Genomic DNA, 18,408 nt, shown 5'->3' with positions numbered 1-18,408 from the left:
GGTTGACCCCGTGGTTTGCCGGGGACTCTTGAGTGGTTCCCGGGCACGGCACCCAGGGTTTTCAAGTCGCTTACTTAGTGACTGATGGGCTGCTTTGGACGTTCCTTTTTTATGACCTTTGATCTTGTTATTGCCAAATCGAAGGTTAATTGCGAAATAAATGCTAAGAACCTCTATACGGACAGGCTAAAATGCGCGCCCGGCTAACCGCTGATCCTTTTCTAACGCGCCCCACAAGGTTCGCTACGTGATCGAGTTTCAAAACGTCCACAAGACTTACCGCGTCGCCGGTAAGGACATTCCCGCGCTGCACCCGACCAGTCTCTCTATCGAGAACGGGCAGGTGTTCGGCCTGATCGGCCATTCCGGTGCGGGCAAAAGTACCCTGCTGCGTCTGATCAATCGCCTGGAAGACTCCAGTGGCGGCAAGATCTACGTCGACGGCGAAGAAGTCACCGCGCTGGATGCCAACGGCCTGCGCCGTTTCCGCCAGCAAGTCGGGATGATCTTCCAGCACTTCAACCTGCTTGCCTCCAAGACCGTGGCCGACAACGTTGCGTTGCCGCTGACCCTGGCCGGCGAACTGTCGAGCAGTGACATCGACAAGCGCGTTGCCGAGTTGCTGGCGCGAGTCGGTCTGTCTGCCCACGCCAAGAAGTACCCGGCGCAATTGTCCGGCGGCCAGAAGCAGCGCGTCGGCATCGCCCGCGCCCTGGCGACCAAGCCGAAGATTCTGCTGTGCGACGAGGCCACCAGTGCCCTCGACCCGCAGACCACCGCGTCGGTTCTGCAATTGCTGGCCGAGATCAACCGCGAACTGAAACTGACCATCGTCCTGATCACCCACGAGATGGATGTCATCCGTCGCGTCTGCGATCAAGTCGCGGTGATGGATGCCGGCGTAATCGTCGAGCAAGGTTCGGTGGCCGATGTGTTCCTGCATCCGAAGCACCCGACCACCAAACGCTTTGTTCAGGAAAGCGAGCAGATCGACGAAAGCGAGCAGCGCGATGACTTCGCTCACGTGCCGGGCCGTATCGTGCGTCTGACCTTCCAGGGCGAAGCGACCTACGCGCCGCTGCTCGGTACCGTCGCCCGGGAAACCGGCGTCGACTACAGCATCCTTGCCGGTCGCATCGACCGCATCAAAGACATTCCGTACGGGCAATTGACCCTCGCCGTCACCGGTGGCGACATGGAAGCGGCCTTCGCCCGCTTCACCGCCGCTGACGTTCACATGGAGGTATTGCGCTAATGGAAGACCTGATCAGTTTCTTCACCAATATCGACTGGTACGAAATCTGGCTGGCCACCGGTGACACCATGCTGATGCTCGGTGGTTCGCTGCTGTTCACCGTGTTGCTCGGCCTGCCGCTGGGCGTGTTGCTGTTCCTCTGCAGCCCGCGTCAGTTGCTGGAAAACCGTGGCCTCTACGCGTTCATGTCGCTGGCGGTGAACATCCTGCGTTCGCTGCCGTTCATTATTCTGTTGATCGTGATGATCCCGTTCACCGTGCTGATCACCGGCACGTCGCTGGGCGTGGCCGGTGCGATTCCGCCATTGGTTGTGGGTGCGACGCCATTCTTCGCGCGTCTGGTGGAAACCGCGCTGCGTGAGGTTGATCGCGGCATTATCGAAGCGACCCAGTCGATGGGCGCGACCACGCGGCAGATCATCATCAACGCTCTGCTGCCGGAAGCCCGCCCGGGCATCTTCGCGGCGATTACGGTGACGGCGATTACACTGGTGTCCTACACGGCGATGGCCGGTGTGGTCGGCGCGGGTGGTCTGGGTGACCTGGCGATCCGTTTCGGTTACCAGCGTTTCCAGACTGACGTGATGATCGTCACCGTGGTGTTGCTGTTGATTCTGGTGCAAGTGTTGCAGATGGTCGGTGATCGACTGGTCGTGCATTTCTCGCGCAAATAACCGGTTTTGTAATGAACAGATGAGCCGGCCATTCGCTGGCAGGCGCCAGACGGGCGCCTCATAAGGAGTTAGCTGAATGAAAAAACTGATCGCTGCTTTTGCTGCTGTCGCAGCATTCTCGGCCCACGCCGAAACCCTGACCGTTGCCGCCACCCCGGTGCCGCACGCGGAAATCCTCGAGTTCGTGAAACCGGCGCTGGCCAAAGAAGGCGTGGAGCTGAAGGTCAAGGTGTTCACCGACTACATTCAGCCGAACGTACAGGTCGCGGAAAAGCGTCTGGACGCCAACTTCTTCCAGCACCAGCCGTATCTCGATGAGTTCAACAAGGCCAAGGGCACTAGTCTGGTTGCCGTGACCGGTGTGCACCTGGAGCCGCTGGGCGCTTACTCGAGCAAGCTCAAGGACCTGAAGGATCTGCCAAGCGGCGCCAACGTGGTGATCCCGAACGACGCCACCAACGGCGGCCGCGCGCTGTTGCTGCTGGCCAAGGCTGGCGTGATCACTTTGAAGGATCCGACCAACATCCTGTCGACCGTCAAAGACATTGCGACAAATCCGAAAGACCTGAAAATCCGTGAACTGGAAGCCGCGACCATCCCGCGCGTGCTGACTCAGGTTGATCTGGCACTGATCAACACCAACTACGCGCTGGAAGCCAAGCTTGATCCGTCCAAGGATGCGCTGGTGATTGAAGGTAATGATTCGCCGTACGTGAACATCCTCGTGTCCCGCGCGGACAACAAGGACAGCGACGCGATGAAGAAACTCGCTGCTGCGCTGCACAGCCCGGAAGTGAAGAAGTTCATTACCGAGAAGTACAAAGGCGCGGTGCTGCCGGCGTTCTGATTGGGCTGGCTGCAATGAAAAAGGGGACGCTAATGGCGTCCCCTTTTTTGTGTCTGGTGTTGGGCTTTGGACCTGCTGTGAAGCTTCCCCTCACCCCAGCCCTCTCCCGGAGGGAGAGGGGGCCGACCGAGGTGTCTTGCGTTCTACATCGACCTGACAGACCGAGTTGATTATGGATTCAGCGGATAACTTTCAGGTCGGCGTAACTCTTGAATATCCCCCAATCAGTTCCCTCTCCCTCTGGGAGAGGGCTAGGGTGAGGGGCTTTTGCCTTTAGGCGATTACTTGCGATTAAGCATGACCGGCAGCTGCGCAACCAGTTTGGCGTTATTCAACGGCGCCCGAATAAACCCCCGCTGCGTCCCGTCCGGCCCGATCACTGCCAGATTGCCGCTATGGTCGACGGTGTAATTCGGCTTACTGGTATCCGCCGGAATAAACGGAATACTCACCGCATTCGCCACCTTCTGCAGTTCTTCAATCGAGGTCGGCGTCAGGCCGACAAACTGCGGATCGAAATAACCCAGATACTGCTTCAACTGCTTGGGGTTATCGCGGTTCGGGTCAACGCTGACCAGCACGATCTGCAATTTATCCACAGCGTCCTTGGGCAACTCGCTCTTGATCTGGCGCAGTTGGGCGAGGGTGGTCGGGCAGATGTCCGGGCAGAAGGTATAGCCGAAAAACAGCAGACTCCATTTACCTTTCAACTCATTGATCGCCACCGGTTTGCCGTCCTGATCAGTCATCGTCACGTCCGGCAGATTGCGGCTCTGCGGCAGCAGGATGATGCCGGCGTCGATCAGCGCCGTAGGGTCGCCCTGGCCCTTGCCGCTCAGCACTTTGTTGACGGTAAGTCCCAGGATCAGCGCGATCACGGCGACGAGGATGAAGACGGTTTTCTGGGTTCGAGTCATAGGTTCAACAGTAAGTAGTGGTCTACGAGCAGGGCGATGAACAGCAGAAACAAGTACCAAATAGAGTACTTGAAGGTGTTGATCGCCGCGTGCGGCCGAGTGCCACGGTACAGCACCACGGCCCATTGCAGAAACCTTGCGCCGAGAGCGAGCGCGCAAATCAGGTAGAGCACGCCGCTCATGTGGATCACGTACGGCAGCAGACTCACCGCCAGCAGCGCGAAGGTGTACAGCAGAATGTGCACCTTGGTGTAGTGCTCGCCGTGGGTGACCGGCAGCATCGGGATGTCAGCCTTGGCATATTCCTCTTTGCGATGGATCGCCAGCGCCCAGAAGTGCGGCGGCGTCCAGGCGAAGATGATCAGCACCAGCAACAACGGTTCGGCGCTGACGTGGCCAGTGGCAGCGGTCCAGCCGAGCAGCGGCGGGGCGGCGCCGGCGAGGCCACCAATGACGATGTTCTGTGGCGTCGCACGTTTGAGGAAACCGGTGTAGATCACCGCATAACCAAGAAGCGAAGCCAAGGTCAGCCACGCCGTCAGCGGATTGGTGAAAGTCAGCAACAAGGCCTGTCCGAGCAGCGCCAGCACCAGTGCAAACGTCAGCGCTGCCGCCGGAGAAACCCGGCCTTCAGCCAGCGGCCGTTTGTGCGTGCGCGCCATCACTGCATCGATGCGTCGATCCACCACATGATTGACCGCCGCCGCGCCGCCGGCACACAACGCAATCCCCAGATTGCCGAACACCAGCACCGTCCACGGCACCCCGGCGCGGGTCGCGAGGAACATGCCGACCAGCGAGGTGATGAGCATCAGCACCACGACTTTCGGTTTGGTCAGCTCCAGATAATCACGCCAGATCGCCTGATGCGGGCGCTCGCCAATCAGAATCGCCACGGCGTTTCTCCTTTTATGGTGATGGGCGCGGCCGCGTGTTTACGCGGACTCAGACGCCAGCGTGCGAGCACCGGTTGTTTGACCCGAACCAGACTGGTGCGCGCGTGGTAATTGACCAGCACCATGGTCAGCAACAGCGCCGCACCGCCGGCGTTATGCGCGACCGCCACCGGCAGCGGCAGATGGAACAACACGTTGCTGATACCGAGGGTGATTTGCGCTGCGAGGGCGATCAGCACCAGGCCGGCCAGCCGCGTCATACCGATCACTTTCAATTGCCAAGCCAAGCCAAGCAAAACCAACGTCACCAGCAAAGCGCCGATCCGGTGAGTCAGGTGAATCGCCGTGCGCGCATCGCTGTCGAGTTGTCCGCCCAAGTAATTCGGGCCGATGTGTTGAGTCAGGTGAAAGCCGTTGGCGAAATCCGCTGGCGGCAACCATTGCCCGTGGCAGGTCGGAAAATCGATGCACGCCACTGCCGCATAGTTGGAACTGACCCAGCCACCCAGCGCAATCTGACCAATCACCAACAACAATCCCGCTGTCGCCCAATACTGCAAACGCTTGGGCACGGTCAGCGCCGGCAGCACCCCGGACAATCGCAACGTCAGTAAAAACAACAGACTCAGCGTCGCAAAGCCGCCGAGCAAATGCCCGGTGACCACCTGCGGCCAAAGCTTGAGCGTCACCGTCCACATGCCGAACGCCGCTTGTGCGATCACGACAGCCAGCAGAAACAGCGGCAGTTTCAACGGCTGCCCCGGATGACGACGGTTAACCCACGCGCGTCCGGCCAGAATCGAAATAAACAGGCCGAGGGTGCCGGCGAAATAGCGGTGGATCATCTCGTTCCAGCCCTTGTGCGCCTCCACTGGCGAGTCGGGGTAATGCAGTTCGGCATGGGCCAGTTGGGCTTCGCTTTTCGGCACGCTGATAAACCCGTAGCAGCCCGGCCAGTCCGGACAGCCGAGGCCAGCGTGGGTCAGGCGCGTGTAGGCGCCGAGCAGCACCACAATAAGTGCCAGCAGGGTGGCAAACAGCGCGAGGCGAAATCCAGGTTTGGCCATGACGATGCCCTTATCCGATGTTCGACAGTTTCAGCAGGTGCCGCAGGTCGTTGAGCAGATCCTTGCCTTTTACATTCGGCTCGTAACGCAGTACGAGATTGCCGTGAGGGTCGATGATCCACAGTTGCGGCGTGGCTTTGTCGCCGGTTGTCTTGCTGAACACACCGGCGTCCAGCGGGTAGCGTTGCAGTTGCGGATATTCGCGGGTCAGCTTGGCGTCGTAATCAGCGCTCACCGGTTGCGCAGCAGCAAGGGCGTGGCTTGCGCGGCCGGCATCGCGACCGAGGCCGATCTGGATCTGCCGCGCCAGATAGACCAGTTGCTGGCAGTCCACCGCGCATTCTTTCGGTGCGGTGACCAGTATCTGCCAGCGCTCTTCCTCCGCTTGCACGCCGAGGTCGGCGCGGGTCTGGCCGTTGCCGATCAGTTCGCCGTGATAGCTGCGACCTTCTGGCACCCAGAACTGCAATTTGTACATGCCGGTGGCGAGCACCATCGGCCCGATCACGCCAAGCACAATCAGCAATAACTGAATGCGCCCGCGACGACGGGTGGCGGCAGGCTTCGCCTCAGACATGCTGGGTGGATTCATGGCCGTTCCCATGGTGGTTCTCCTTTGCGTTGTGCAAGCCCAAATAGACGTAGAGGCCGAGCAGGGCGGTGGCCATGGCGAACCACTGCACGGCGTAACCGAGGTGTTTTTCCGGGCCCATGGCGACCACCGGCCAATCGGCCTCGTAGCTGGCCGGGCCGGATTCGGCGCGTAATTCGTAGGTGAAGCCGTCGCGCTCAAGGGTTTTCCACAGCTTGACGGGTTCGACGGCAGTGATGGTTTGCGGCCAGGTGCTGCTGACCGGGTCGGCGTGCAACTGAAAAGTGGCGCCAGGGGCGACGTAGACCCAGGCATCGACATTCAACGCTTCACTGGGCGTAGTGAATTGTGGCGGCACGCGGCGATCCGGCCACGGCAGCCAGCCGCGATTGACCAGCAGCCACAATCCGGTGCGTTGATCCTGAAAGGGTTGCAGCAACTCGACGCCGACCTTGCCGTTACGCTGGCGGTTATCCAGCAGCAAACTGTGCGCGGCATCGAACTGGCCGTGCAGATGCACGCGGCGATAGGCCGGATCGGCGCTGTTCAGCAACTCAGTGCTGGCCATCGGATCGGCCGCACGACGTTCGGCGTAACTGGCGAGCAGGGCGGTTTTCTCGGCACCACGGCTCAATTGCCAGAAGCCTAATGACACCAGCAGCGGCAGCAACAATGCCACCACCACGGTCGGTATCACGCCCGGGCGAAAACGCTTCATGGCTGCGCCACAAAGTCAGTCGTTGCGCTCGCTATACTCAATTGCATCGCCTGTCCCCCGGAGTTCTTCCCATGCTCAAAACAGCGATCGTCCTGATGCTGATTGCCACGGTGATCAGCCTGTTCAGCGGCCTGTTTTTCCTGGTCAAGGACGACAGCAGCTCGAATCGCCTGGTCATCGCCTTGAGTGTTCGGGTGGCATTGGCCGCTGCCACCGTCGGCTTGATTGCCTGGGGCTTTTACAGCGGCCAACTGGTGTCCCACGTGACGTGGTAAACACTCGCTGCAAGTGGCAAGCGGCAAGCTACAAGTTAAAAGCCTTACCGTTTTGCCTTGAAGCTTGCAGCTCGCAGCTTTTGTTGTGGCTTGCAGCTGTTGTTAGAGCACATAAACGAAGATAAACAGGCCGATCCACACCACGTCGACGAAGTGCCAATACCAGCTCGCCGCTTCGAAACCGAACTGATGTTCGTTGTCGAAATGGCCCTTCATGATGCGCATCAGCATCACAAACAGAATGATCGTGCCGATGGTTACGTGGGCGCCGTGGAACCCGGTGAGCATGAAGAACGTCGCGCCATAAATGCCCGAACCGAGGGTCAGGCCCAGTTCGTGATAGGCGTGAATGTATTCCTCAGCCTGGAAGCCAAGAAACGCGCAGCCGAGCAGCACAGTTATCGCCAGCCAGATTTTCAGCGCGCCGCGATGGCCCTTCTTCAAGGCATGGTGGGCGATGGTGATGGTCACGCTGGAGCTGACCAGCAGAATCGTGTTGATCAGCGGTAGGCCCCACGGGCTGATGACGTCCTTGGGCGGCGGGAACAGTTTCGGATCCGGCGTGTGCAGCAGCGGCCAGGTGAACTGGAAGTTCGGCCAGAGCATATGGGCGAGGCCTTTCGTTCCTTCGCCACCGAGCGCCGGCCCGGAGACGTGGCGCACGTAGAACAGCGCGCCGAAGAAGGCGACGAAGAACATCACCTCGGAGAAGATGAACCAACTCATGCCCCAGCGAAACGAGCGATCCAGCTGCGCGCTGTAAAGGCCCGCGCGGCTTTCCTTGATCACCGCCCCGAACCAGCCGAACAGCATGTACGCCAGCAACAGGCTGCCGACGAAAAAGATGTACGGGCCGTGGGATTCCGGGCGCGTCGCCTTCAGATCGTTGAACCAGACGGCCAGGCCGTAAACGGTGATGGCCATGCCGAAGGTGGCGATGATCGGCCATTTGCTCTGGGCCGGAACGTAATAGTGCTCATGAGTTGCCATTTATTGTTCTCCTTATCGGGCACGCTCAACCGCCAGTGTTTACAGCCACCGGCGGATGTCGGGCGGTGATATCGAACAGCGTGTAGGACAGCGTCAGGTGCTTCACATCCTTGGGCATGTCGCGGTCAACAATGAAACGCACCGGCATCTCGATCTGCTGACCGGGCTGCAGCACCTGCTGGGTAAAGCAAAAGCATTCGGTCTTGTGGAAATACGCCGCCGCATTGCTCGGCGCGATACTCGGCACCGCTTGCGCACTCATCGGTTTGTCGGTGGGATTGCGCGCGATGAAGATCATCTCGTTGACCGCGCCGGGGTTGGCGGTGAGTTCGTCATGCTTGGGATAAAAGTCCCACGGCATATCGACGTTGTTGGTCGAGAGAAACTGCACGCGCACCTGGCGCGAAGTGTCGACCACTTGCTCACCCTCGTACTGTCCACCGGTCTTGCCATTGATGCCGAAGGCTTTGCACATCACATCGTAGATCGGCACCAGGGCAAAACCGAAGACAAACATCGCCACCACCACCCCGAGCAGGCGGGTGACCAGTTTTTTCAGCGAGATCGAGTCAGCCATGGTTCATGCCTCTCACCAGATCCCTTGTGGAAGCGAGCTTGCTCGCGAAGCAGACAACTCGGTGCACCAGATGAACCGCGTCATCGTTCTTCGCGAGCAGGCTCGCTCCCACAGGGAGATCTTTGTTCATTTCACTTCCGGCGGTGTGGTGAAGGTGTGATAAGGCGCCGGTGACGGCACGCTCCACTCCAGACCTTCCGCACCATCCCAAGGCTTGGCCGGTGCTGGCGGGCCGCCGCGAATGGTCTTGATCACGATGAACAAGAAGAAAATCTGCGTCGCGCCAAACATGAACGCGCCAATCGAGGAGACCATGTTGAAGTCGGCGAACTGCAGGTTGTAGTCCGGAATCCGCCGAGGCATCCCCGCAAGACCGACGAAGTGCATCGGGAAGAAGGTCAGGTTCATGCCGACAAACGACAGCCAGAAATGCAGCTTGCCGAGGGTTTCGTCGTACATGTGGCCGGTCCATTTCGGCAGCCAGTAGTAGGTCGAAGCGAAGATGCCGAAGATCGCCCCCGGCACCAGCACGTAGTGGAAGTGCGCGACCACAAAGTAGGTGTCCTGGTACTGGAAGTCCGCCGGGGCGATCGCCAGCATCAATCCGGAGAAACCGCCGATGGAGAACAGGATCACGAACGCCACGGCGAAAAGCATCGGCGTCTCGAAGGTCAGCGAGCCTTGCCACATGGTGCTGGCCCAGTTGAACACCTTCACCCCGGTCGGCACCGCGATCAGCAGCGTGGCGTACATGAAGAACAGCTCGCCCACCAGCGGAATGCCGACCACGAACATGTGGTGCGCCCAGACAATGAACGACAGGAAGGCGATGCTCGCCGTCGCGTAGACCATCGAGGTATAGCCGAACAGCGGCTTGCGCGAGAAGGTCGGGATGATCGAGCTGACGGCGCCGAAGGCCGGCAGGATCATGATGTACACCTCGGGATGCCCGAAGAACCAGAACACATGCTGGAACAACACCGGGTCACCGCCACCGGCTGCACTGAAGAAACTGGTGCCGAAGTGGATGTCCATCAGCATCATCGTCACGCACCCGGCCAGCACCGGCATCACCGCAATCAGCAGGAACGCGGTGATCAGCCAGGTCCAGACGAACAGCGGCATTTTCATCAGGGTCATGCCGGGGGCGCGCAGGTTGAGGATGGTCGCGACCACGTTGATCGCGCCCATGATCGAACTGATGCCCATCAAGTGGATGGCGAAGATAAAGAAGGTCACGCTTTCCGGTGCATACGTCGTCGACAGCGGCGCATAGAACGTCCAGCCGAAGTTCGGCCCGCCACCGGGGGTGAACAGGGTCGACACGAGGATCAGGAACGCCGCCGGCAGCAGCCAGAAGCTGAAGTTGTTCATCCGCGGCAGGGCCATGTCCGGCGCGCCGATCATCAACGGGATCATCCAGTTGGCGAGGCCGACGAAGGCCGGCATCACCGCACCGAAGACCATCACCAGACCGTGCATGGTGGTCATCTGGTTGAAGAACGCCGGTTCGACGATCTGCAGCCCTGGTTGGAACAGTTCGGCGCGAATCACCATCGCGAACGTACCGCCGAGCAGGAACATGCAGAACGCAAACCACAGGTACAGCGTGCCGATGTCCTTGTGGTTGGTGGTCAGCACCCAGCGCATCAGGCCTTTGGCGGGGCCGTGGGCGTGGTCGGCATGACCGTGGTCATCGATGACAGCGCTCATGGCCGGTCTCCTTTACGTGAGTGAATGAGGCAGGCCGGGGCGCGTTGCCCCGACCGGTTCACGAGGTACGCGATAGACCGGCTCATTTGCTTTCCGCCTGTTTCAGCTCCAGCACTTCTTTTGGCGTGACCATGTCGCCCTTGTTGTTGCCCCAGGCGTTACGTTCGTAGGTCACGACCGCTGCGATATCGACTTCCGACAGCTGCTTGCCGAACGCCGCCATGGCGGTGCCGGGCTTGCCGTGGAAGACAATGCTCAAGTGATCCTTGATCGGGCCAGTGGCAATTTTCGAGCCCTTGAGCGCCGGGAACATCGGCGGCAGGCCTTGGCCTTCGGCCTGGTGACAGGCAACGCAGGTGGTGTGATAAACCTTGTCGCCACGTTCCTTGAGTTCCTCGAGGGTCCATTCCTTGCTGGTCAGCTCTTTAAGCTGCGCGGCTTCGGCTTTGCGCTCGGCGAGCCACTTGTCGTAGTCGGCCTTCTCTTTGACCTCGACCACGATCGGCATGAAGCCATGGTCCTTGCCGCACAGTTCGGCGCACTGGCCACGGTAAATGCCGGGCTTGTCGATGCGCGTCCACGCCTCGTTGACGAATCCCGGGATCGCATCGCGTTTCACCGCGAAGGCCGGCACCCACCACGAGTGAATAACGTCGGCCGAGGTCACGAGGAAACGCACCTTGGCGCCAGTCGGCAGCACCAGCGGCTTGTCGACCTCGAGCAAGTAATGCTCGCCCTTGGTTTCCTTGTTGTGGATCTGTTCGGCGGGGGTGGCCAGGTTGCTGAAGAACTCGACGTCCTGGCCCAGGTATTTGTAGTGCCACTTCCACTGGTAACCGGTGATCTGGATATCGATATCCGGCTCACTGGTGTCGTACATCTTGATCAGGGTGGCGGTCGCCGGCACGGCCATCGCCACCAGAATCAGGAACGGTACGACGGTCCAGAGAATTTCGACGGTGGTGCTTTCGTGGAATTTTGCGGCGACCTGCCCGGTAGAACGGCGGTGCACCATCATCGACCAGAACATGGCGCCGAAGACGATGATCCCGATCACCACACAGATCCAGAAAATGGTCATGTGCAGGTCGAATACTGCGTGACTGATTTCAGTCGCTCCAGGCGCCATATTCACAGTCCATGCGGCGTGCGCCGGACTGAAAATCGACCACAACAGGAGGCCCATCCAGACGTGTGGATGTCGCATCATTGCGGGTTCCCCTTATCGTTCTTGTTATCCCGCCGGCTTTCGCCTGCGGCAAGGGAGCGGCTGCATCAGACTACGAACTTGAATCGCCGGGCCTTGCTGCGGGTGCAGTCGGGCGTCATCAGCTAACTCCATTCACTGGCGAGTATAGACAGCGACGGGAAATTGCAATGTGCACACGTAAATCAACTGAAACAGCTGGCACTTGCGTTCAAGGGCACGAATGGAGAAGGATGCAGACGAGTGGTGGCAAACCGATATAACGCAGGTGCATCAAGGATGAAATAATTATGACAAATGCGTCTTAGCATTTTTCGTAAGCCAGCTAAGTTATGTCTTCCCTATTTCATTGCCTTGTTTCCTGGAGTTTTCATGAACACCGCCGCATTGCGCGAGCAGATCCAAAAAGCCCAACAACACGAAAAAGAAACCGGCCTGCTGACCCGTCAGCTGGAAAGCAAGCTGCCTCATTTACATCCGGCGATCCAATTGCCGGAAGCCGACGCCAATGGTGTGCTGACGCGTTTTGTCGCCGCCTATATCGATGAAGTGCCGGACCTGCTGGATGCAGCCAATGAAGTTGCCAGGGAAGCGGGAATCGAATCGCAGATCAAACCGGTGCTGAAAATCGCCGAGCAGTATTTCCTCCAGCCGCCGGCCATCATGGCCGGGCACGTTGGCCTGGACAGCCTGCTTGACGAAGCCTATCTGGCGCACCGTTTTGTCGAAGAGGTCAACGACCTGTACATCAAGCATTTCGGCCAGCCACTGATCCCTCTGGACATGACGGTCGCCAACTTGATTGCTCACCAATTGATCGGTGAGGAATTTGCCAACCAACTGGACGAAGCGGTGCATCACGCGATCGACGAGATGCTCAACGACGAGAGTTTTGCGCTGGAGTCGGTAGAGGTCTACCGCGAAAAACTCAGCAGCCCGGACACCGGCGCCGCGTGGAAACGCTGGCCGTGCATGGGCCGACGCCTGGGTGTGGGTCTGGAACTGGACCAGCCCGCGGCCTGAGTTACACACAATCGAATGTAGGAGCTGCCGCAGGCTGCGATCTTTTGATCTTTTACAATCAGAATCAAAAGATCGCAGCCTGCGGCAGCTCCTACAGGGGTTGAGTTCAACCAGCAAATTTAACCGGCCGCGCCGATCCCGGTAGTCGTTCGAATCCGTCCTTCAAGCCTGCGCTTCAACCCGCGCGACTCAATCAACAGCTTCGAGCCCTTCGCCGCATTCGCCCGGCCCCACTCTTCCAGCAACTCCAGACACGAATGGTCAATGTAGCTCAGATTATTGAGCGGCACATGCACCGTCGTCCCCTGGGGAATGCTGCCCAGCACTTGCGTCAGCGCCGGCACCTTGAGGAAGGTCGCCGCACCGACCAGACGCAATTCCATCTCACCCTCCTGCGGCAGATCGATCAGGCTGATCTTCAATCGCGAAGCCTTGAACGCCAGTTTCAACATCGTCAGACCGAAACCGATCAACACCCCGGTCAGCAGGTCAGTGAAGATGATCGCCAGCGCCGTCGCCGCATAAGTGAACATCGGCATCCGTCCATAACGTCCCAGCCCTCGAAACGCTTTGAGATCGACCAGTTTGAACCCGGTGTAAACCAGCACACCGGCCAGACTCGCCACCGGAATGCTTTGCAGCACACTCGACAGCAACAACACGAATGCCAGCAGCCACAGGCCATGGAAGATCGTCGAGTAACGCGTGGTCGCGCCGGCCTGGACGTTGGCCGAACTGCGCACGATCACCCCGGTCATCGGCAACGCGCCGAGCAGACCGCAGAGCATGTTGCCGACACCTTGCGCCGACAGTTCACGGTCGAAGTCCGAACGCACGCCGCTGTGCATGCGATCTACCGCTGCGGCGGACAGCAACGTTTCGGCGCTGGCGATAAACGCCACGGCGAACGCGGCGATCAGCAGCGTCGGATCAGCCAGGCTGAGCAAGTCCGCCGGTTTCAGCCAATCGATGGCTTCGGCCAGATTCGCCGGCACCTCGACGCGTTTGACTTGCAGGGCCAGCAACAGACTTGCCCCGGTCGCCAGCCCGACACCGAGCAATGCCCCAGGAACGAAGCGCAACGAATGTGGGCGAAACTTCTCCCACAGCCACATCACCGCGATGGTCGACAGCCCGAGCAACCCGGCCTGCCAGCCAAACGACGGCAAGGCCTGCGCCACCGCCGCCGGAAACGCCGTAAGGTTATCCAGCCCCGAAGGTTTCGGCGACGCATCAAGCATCACATGCACCTGCGACAGCACGATCAAGACGCCAATCCCCGCCAGCATCCCGTACACCACCGCTGGCGCCGTGACCCGAAACCAGCAACCGAGCTTCAAGCGCCCGGCGACCAGTTGCAGAAAACCGGCGAGCAGCAGAATCGGCCCGAGCATCTCGATACCGTGCTGACGCATCAGTTCAAACACCAACACCGCCAGACCCGCCGCCGGCCCGCTGACCTGTAACGGCGATCCCGCCAGCCAGCCGACCACCAGACCACCGATGATCCCGGTGATCAGCCCTTTGGCCGGCGGCAATCCTGAGGCGATCGCAATACCCATGCACAGCGGCAGGGCGACCAGAAACACAACCACTGAAGCGAGCAGCTCCCGTGGCAACACCGCTTTCAATTGAGCCGCACGCATGGCGATTCTCCCGAAGTTTTCTTCAGGCATGGCGAGGCCGGGTCGCTGAATCAGCGACCGGCGTCAAACCACACAGATGTTTAGGAGGATTTAGAAGCGCGCTTTGGGCGTCGCCACCGGAATCGGATGGCTGCCGTCGAGCGGCAGGAAACGTCCCTGATCCGCGTCGTAAGCTTTGATTTCGCTGGTTTCGATGTCGTAGACCCAGCCATGGATGAACAAATGACCGTTCGCCATGCGCGAGGCTACCGAAGGATGGGTACGCAAGTGCTGCAATTGGGCGATGACGTTTTCCTCGGTGAGGATCGGCATGCTTTCTTTTTCGTCGGCGCAGTTACAGTTCTCATGCACCATGGTTTTCGCGACTTCAGCGTGGCGCAGCCAGGCTTTCACTGTCGGCATTTTTTCCAGGCTGTCCGGATTGAGCACCGCACGCATGGCGCCGCAATCGGAGTGGCCGCAGATGATGATGTGCTGCACGCCGAGCGCCAGTACCGCGTATTCGATCGCGGTGGAAACGCCGCCGTTCATCTGCCCGTAAGGCGGCACGACGTTGCCGACGTTACGGGTCACGAACAGATCGCCGGGCGAGCTGTGGGTAATCAGCTCGGGGACGATGCGCGAGTCGGCGCAGGTGATGAACATCGCCTTGGGCGCTTGGGCCGTGGCGAGTTTCTTGAAGAGTTCTTCCTGCTGTGGGAAGACCTCATGATGAAAATGCAAAAAGCCGTCTACGATCTGTCGCAGCGCTGCATCGGCGGATTCCGCTTCAGGGGTTTGCGCCGACGCAGCCAACGGCTGTTTATCCTTGTCACTCATGATTCATCCTCTTTGGCGGATTAGGGGAGTCATTCCCATGTATTCCGGTATGAAGCCAGTGGCTGTTTAAACATCCGGGTCATCCCGACCCGTCAGTCACTCGATGAACAAGGTAGCCGCCGAAACTTAACTCAAACTGAATCAAACGCTCTAGAACGTGTGTTCCAGGTCACAAAAAACGTGACTGGGTGATTTCGGCGGAAGGATACCAACCCCTCAACCATAGGCCAATTGTCGCTAAATCAACGACATCTGGCGACCCGGCGGACAGAAGACCGTGCAATCGAGGTTATAGCCCTCGCGATGATTCAAGCCAAGACGCTTGATCGCTTTGGCAAACCGCTGCGCGAGCAGATCGGCGAACACCCCTTCACCGCGCATGCGTGCACCAAAACGGCTGTCGTAGAGTTCGCCGCCACGGCTCTGGCGGATCAGGCTCAGCACGTGCGCGGCGCGTTGCGGGTAGTGCGACTGAAGCCATTCCTCGAACAGCGGCGCCACTTCCAGCGGCAGACGCAACATCATGTACGCAGCACTTTGCGCACCGGCGGCGTGGGCTTCGTTGAGCAGATTTTCGATTTCACTGTCATTGATCATTGGAATCATCGGTGAACACAGCACACCAACGGGAATGCCTGCTTCGCGCATCACCCGGATCGCGCGCAATCGTGCCTTGGGTGCAGCGGCGCGCGGTTCGAGGATGCGTTTGAGTTCGTCGTCCAGCGTGGTCAGGCTGATCATTACGGCCACTAGCCGTTGCTGCGCCAGTTCGGTGAGCAGGTCGAGGTCGCGCAGAATCAGCGAGCCTTTGGTGATGATGGTCACCGGGTGCTTATAGCGCAGCAGCACTTCGAGGGTCTGGCGGGTGATTTTGTGTTCACGCTCGATCGGCTGATACGGGTCGGTGTTGGAACCCAGGTTGATCGGCGCACATTGATAGCCTTTCTTTCCGAGCTGTTCTTCCAGCACTTGGGCGGCGTTGGTCTTGGCGATCAGTTTCGTTTCGAAATCCAGCCCGGGTGACATGTCCCAATAGGCGTGGCTGGGCCGTGCGTAGCAATAGATGCAGCCATGCTCGCAGCCTCGATAGGGATTGATGGAACGGTCGAACGGCAAGTCTGGTGAAGTGTTACGGGTGATGATGGTTTTTGCGGTTTCGATCATCACCTCGGTGCCTTGCGTCAGCGGCACTTCCTGATACCAGCCGTCATCCTCCGCCACCGAGCGGTTCGGCGCGAAGCGGTTGTGCGGGTTACTGGCGGTTCCGCGACCGCGGGGCGGGAGAGGGTTGATCATTGGGTGGGCTCCTGATCTGTATATACATACAGTACCTGAGCGCACCCGGTGTGATCCAGTACCGTTCAGCGATGGGATACGCGCTGACTGGCAAAGTTTATATATAAGTGCAAAGTACAATCCGAGATACATATGTCCCGTTGTCGCGCCAAGTTATCGAATATAGTCTTGGCCACTTCCATCGGCATTTGTCCGGTAACTAAATTAAAAGGATTTAATTCATGTCTTATCTCAATCAGCGTGGCGTCTTTATGCAAATGATGCTGCCCAATGCATCGGAGCCCAATACCATTGTTTCGATGCAACTTGCGCGCAAGGAACTGGGCTGGAACGCCGAGCAGGAGCTGCCCACCGAGACTCTGGTTGACTCGGACTACGTGGTGGCAGTGTCCAGCGACCGTGGCAAAACGTTCACTGTTCGCACCAACAAGAACGATGTGGACGGTGATGGTGATATTGATAACGACGACAAGGCGAAGCTGATTGCATTGGCCAAGGCTTATGTAAGTATCGTTAATCCGTAAGATTGGAACTTGTTGCGATATCTGTCATTAAAAAACCCTGCATGAATGGTTCATGCAGGGTTTTTGTTTTTAATGATGATCGGTGACTTGGCCAAGATCATCAGTGGACGTAGTTTTCATATCGTCGCTGCGTAAACCCGCAACTTCTTTGGCGCTGACCGGCGCACCTTTATTACCCCAACTGCCGCGGATGAAGCTCACCACATCCGCCACTTCCTGATCCGACAGACGCCAGGCGAAGCCCGGCATGGTGAAGGTCGACGGCGCCGTGTGTGTCGCCGGCAACGTACCGCCCTTGAGCACGATGTGAATCAACGAAGTCGGGTCTTCCGATTGCAGCACCGGATTACCCGCCAGCGCCGGGAACACCCGGGTATAACCGTGGCCATCGGTGCGGTGGCACGCGGCGCAGTTGTCGATGTACACCGCAGCGCCACGCTGACTGTCATCACCGTTCCACAGCGCCTTGGCGGCTTTTTCATCGTACTGATGCGGTTGATCGTTCGGATCAGTGGCCGGCAACGACTTGAGGTAGCGGGCAATCGCCGTCAGATCGGCATCCGTCATGTATTGCATGCTGTGGGTGACCACATCGCTCATGCCGCCGAACACGGCGCTGCGATCGCTACGCCCGGTCTTGAGGAACTGCACCAGTTGCTCTTCGCTCCAGCTACCGAGGCCATCCTTGTGATCACCACGCAGACTTTTGGCGATCCAGCCTTCCAGCGGCGCACTGCCGGCGAGGAAGTTTTTGCCATCGGCCGCGCTCAGGGATTTTTCCTGCATGGTCAGGGCGCGCGGCGTATGGCAGGCACCGCAATGACCGAGGCCTTCGACCAGATATGCACCACGATCGATCACCGGGTCGGTACTCGTCGCTTTGTAGTCTTCGACCTTCGGCGCAAACATCCAGCGCCAACCCATCAGCGGCCAGCGCATGCTGAGTGGCCACGGAATGTCGCTGGCCTTGTTCTCTTGCGCCACCGGTTCTACGCCGTGCATGAAGTACGCGTACAACGCTTGCATGTCGGTTTCGCTGACACGCGCGTAGGACGGATACGGCATCGCCGGGTACAACGTACTACCGTTTTTGGCGACGCCATGGCGTACGGCCTGATCGAAGTCCTCGAAGCTGTATTCACCGACGCCGGTTTTGTCCGGGGTGATGTTGGTCGAGTAGATCGTGCCGATCGGGGTTTCCATCGGCAGGCCACCGGCGAACGGTTTGCCGCCCTTGGCGGTGTGGCAGGCCACGCAGTCACCGGCGCGGGCGAGGTATTCGCCCTGTTTGATCAGACTTTGATCAACTTCAGCCGCATGAATTGAGGCACTGCCGAGCAGCGCCAGAGTCGCGATAACGAGATTTTTCATG

19 protein-coding genes are annotated in these 18,408 nt (G+C 59.1%); 6 read left to right on the top strand and 13 right to left on the bottom strand.

From position 1 onward, the window contains the following. Positions 1–247 precede the first annotated feature (247 nt). From ACOYXE_RS22145 to ACOYXE_RS22135, 3 genes are all read left to right on the top strand, one after another. The gene (locus ACOYXE_RS22145; protein ID WP_160054513.1) at positions 248–1,255 is read left to right on the top strand and encodes a methionine ABC transporter ATP-binding protein; all 1,008 of its coding nucleotides are present in this window, start codon (positions 248–250) and stop codon (positions 1,253–1,255) included. Then, positions 1,255–1,929, top strand: a complete 675-nt coding sequence (locus ACOYXE_RS22140; protein ID WP_160054515.1) for a methionine ABC transporter permease — start codon at positions 1,255–1,257, stop codon at positions 1,927–1,929. Before ACOYXE_RS22145 ends, ACOYXE_RS22140 begins: the two co-directional genes overlap by 1 nt. 76 nt (positions 1,930–2,005) lie before the next feature. Then, the gene (locus ACOYXE_RS22135; protein WP_095125096.1) at positions 2,006–2,776 is read left to right on the top strand and encodes a MetQ/NlpA family ABC transporter substrate-binding protein; all 771 of its coding nucleotides are present in this window, start codon (positions 2,006–2,008) and stop codon (positions 2,774–2,776) included. Positions 2,777–3,057: 281 nt separating this feature from the next. Here ACOYXE_RS22135 and ACOYXE_RS22130 read toward each other — a convergent pair whose 3' ends face one another. The 5 genes from ACOYXE_RS22130 to ACOYXE_RS22110 are packed head-to-tail and all read right to left on the bottom strand — an operon-like array spanning position 3,058 to position 6,966. Continuing rightward, the gene (locus ACOYXE_RS22130; protein ID WP_007911741.1) at positions 3,058–3,693 is read right to left on the bottom strand and encodes an SCO family protein; all 636 of its coding nucleotides are present in this window, start codon (positions 3,691–3,693) and stop codon (positions 3,058–3,060) included. Then, on the bottom strand, positions 3,690–4,589 hold the full coding sequence (cyoE, locus tag ACOYXE_RS22125; RefSeq protein WP_038365028.1) for a heme o synthase: 900 nt from the start codon (positions 4,587–4,589) through the stop codon (positions 3,690–3,692). The genes ACOYXE_RS22130 and cyoE overlap by 4 nt, the downstream gene beginning before the upstream one ends. After that, entirely contained in the window at positions 4,577–5,656 is a 1,080-nt protein-coding gene (locus tag ACOYXE_RS22120; protein ID WP_460926633.1) for a COX15/CtaA family protein, read from the bottom strand. The genes cyoE and ACOYXE_RS22120 overlap by 13 nt, the downstream gene beginning before the upstream one ends. 10 nt (positions 5,657–5,666) lie before the next feature. Beyond that, positions 5,667–6,260, bottom strand: a complete 594-nt coding sequence (locus ACOYXE_RS22115) for a hypothetical protein (RefSeq protein WP_405122577.1) — start codon at positions 6,258–6,260, stop codon at positions 5,667–5,669. After that, the gene (locus tag ACOYXE_RS22110) at positions 6,226–6,966 is read right to left on the bottom strand and encodes an SURF1 family protein (RefSeq protein ID WP_405122576.1); all 741 of its coding nucleotides are present in this window, start codon (positions 6,964–6,966) and stop codon (positions 6,226–6,228) included. The genes ACOYXE_RS22115 and ACOYXE_RS22110 overlap by 35 nt, the downstream gene beginning before the upstream one ends. Before the next feature lie 71 nt (positions 6,967–7,037). On the opposite strand from ACOYXE_RS22110, the gene ACOYXE_RS22105 reads away from it, so the two are divergent. Further along, the gene (locus ACOYXE_RS22105; protein ID WP_102902573.1) at positions 7,038–7,241 is read left to right on the top strand and encodes a twin transmembrane helix small protein; all 204 of its coding nucleotides are present in this window, start codon (positions 7,038–7,040) and stop codon (positions 7,239–7,241) included. Positions 7,242–7,343: 102 nt separating this feature from the next. Here ACOYXE_RS22105 and ACOYXE_RS22100 read toward each other — a convergent pair whose 3' ends face one another. The 4 genes from ACOYXE_RS22100 to coxB form a co-directional block, all read right to left on the bottom strand. After that, complete coding sequence (locus tag ACOYXE_RS22100) at positions 7,344–8,231, bottom strand: cytochrome c oxidase subunit 3 (RefSeq protein ID WP_160054525.1); 888 nt, start codon at positions 8,229–8,231, stop codon at positions 7,344–7,346. Between the two features lie 25 nt (positions 8,232–8,256). Next, complete coding sequence (locus ACOYXE_RS22095; protein WP_007911727.1) at positions 8,257–8,808, bottom strand: cytochrome c oxidase assembly protein; 552 nt, start codon at positions 8,806–8,808, stop codon at positions 8,257–8,259. 126 nt (positions 8,809–8,934) lie between these two features. After that, entirely contained in the window at positions 8,935–10,521 is a 1,587-nt protein-coding gene (gene ctaD, locus ACOYXE_RS22090; RefSeq protein ID WP_008081194.1) for a cytochrome c oxidase subunit I, read from the bottom strand. Positions 10,522–10,603: 82 nt separating this feature from the next. Next, the gene (gene coxB / locus ACOYXE_RS22085) at positions 10,604–11,731 is read right to left on the bottom strand and encodes a cytochrome c oxidase subunit II (RefSeq protein WP_405122574.1); all 1,128 of its coding nucleotides are present in this window, start codon (positions 11,729–11,731) and stop codon (positions 10,604–10,606) included. A gap of 369 nt (positions 11,732–12,100) precedes the next feature. On the opposite strand from coxB, the gene ACOYXE_RS22080 reads away from it, so the two are divergent. Then, complete coding sequence (locus tag ACOYXE_RS22080) at positions 12,101–12,751, top strand: hypothetical protein (protein ID WP_095119633.1); 651 nt, start codon at positions 12,101–12,103, stop codon at positions 12,749–12,751. A 119-nt stretch (positions 12,752–12,870) separates the two neighbouring features. On the opposite strand, the gene ACOYXE_RS22075 is transcribed toward ACOYXE_RS22080, so the two are convergent. The 3 genes from ACOYXE_RS22075 to ACOYXE_RS22065 form a co-directional block, all read right to left on the bottom strand. Next, positions 12,871–14,397, bottom strand: a complete 1,527-nt coding sequence (locus ACOYXE_RS22075; protein WP_460926628.1) for a SulP family inorganic anion transporter — start codon at positions 14,395–14,397, stop codon at positions 12,871–12,873. Positions 14,398–14,487: 90 nt separating this feature from the next. Next, positions 14,488–15,216, bottom strand: a complete 729-nt coding sequence (locus ACOYXE_RS22070) for a carbonic anhydrase (protein WP_007911720.1) — start codon at positions 15,214–15,216, stop codon at positions 14,488–14,490. Positions 15,217–15,453: 237 nt separating this feature from the next. After that, positions 15,454–16,512, bottom strand: a complete 1,059-nt coding sequence (locus ACOYXE_RS22065; RefSeq protein ID WP_405122572.1) for a PA0069 family radical SAM protein — start codon at positions 16,510–16,512, stop codon at positions 15,454–15,456. Between the two features lie 221 nt (positions 16,513–16,733). On the opposite strand from ACOYXE_RS22065, the gene ACOYXE_RS22060 reads away from it, so the two are divergent. Next, positions 16,734–17,036 carry a hypothetical protein gene (locus ACOYXE_RS22060; RefSeq protein ID WP_160054536.1) on the top strand — a complete coding sequence of 101 codons (303 nt, stop codon included), beginning with the start codon at positions 16,734–16,736 and terminating at the stop codon, positions 17,034–17,036. A gap of 69 nt (positions 17,037–17,105) precedes the next feature. Here the strand turns inward: ACOYXE_RS22060 and ACOYXE_RS22055 are convergent, their stop codons facing one another. Further along, a complete protein-coding gene (locus ACOYXE_RS22055) occupies positions 17,106–18,407 on the bottom strand; it encodes a c-type cytochrome (RefSeq protein ID WP_160054538.1) in 1,302 nt (433 codons plus the stop codon). Between the last annotated feature and the right edge of the window lies 1 nt (position 18,408).

The organism is Pseudomonas sp. MC6 (assembly GCF_054790575.1).
This window is presented reverse-complemented; position numbering and strand designations above follow the sequence as displayed.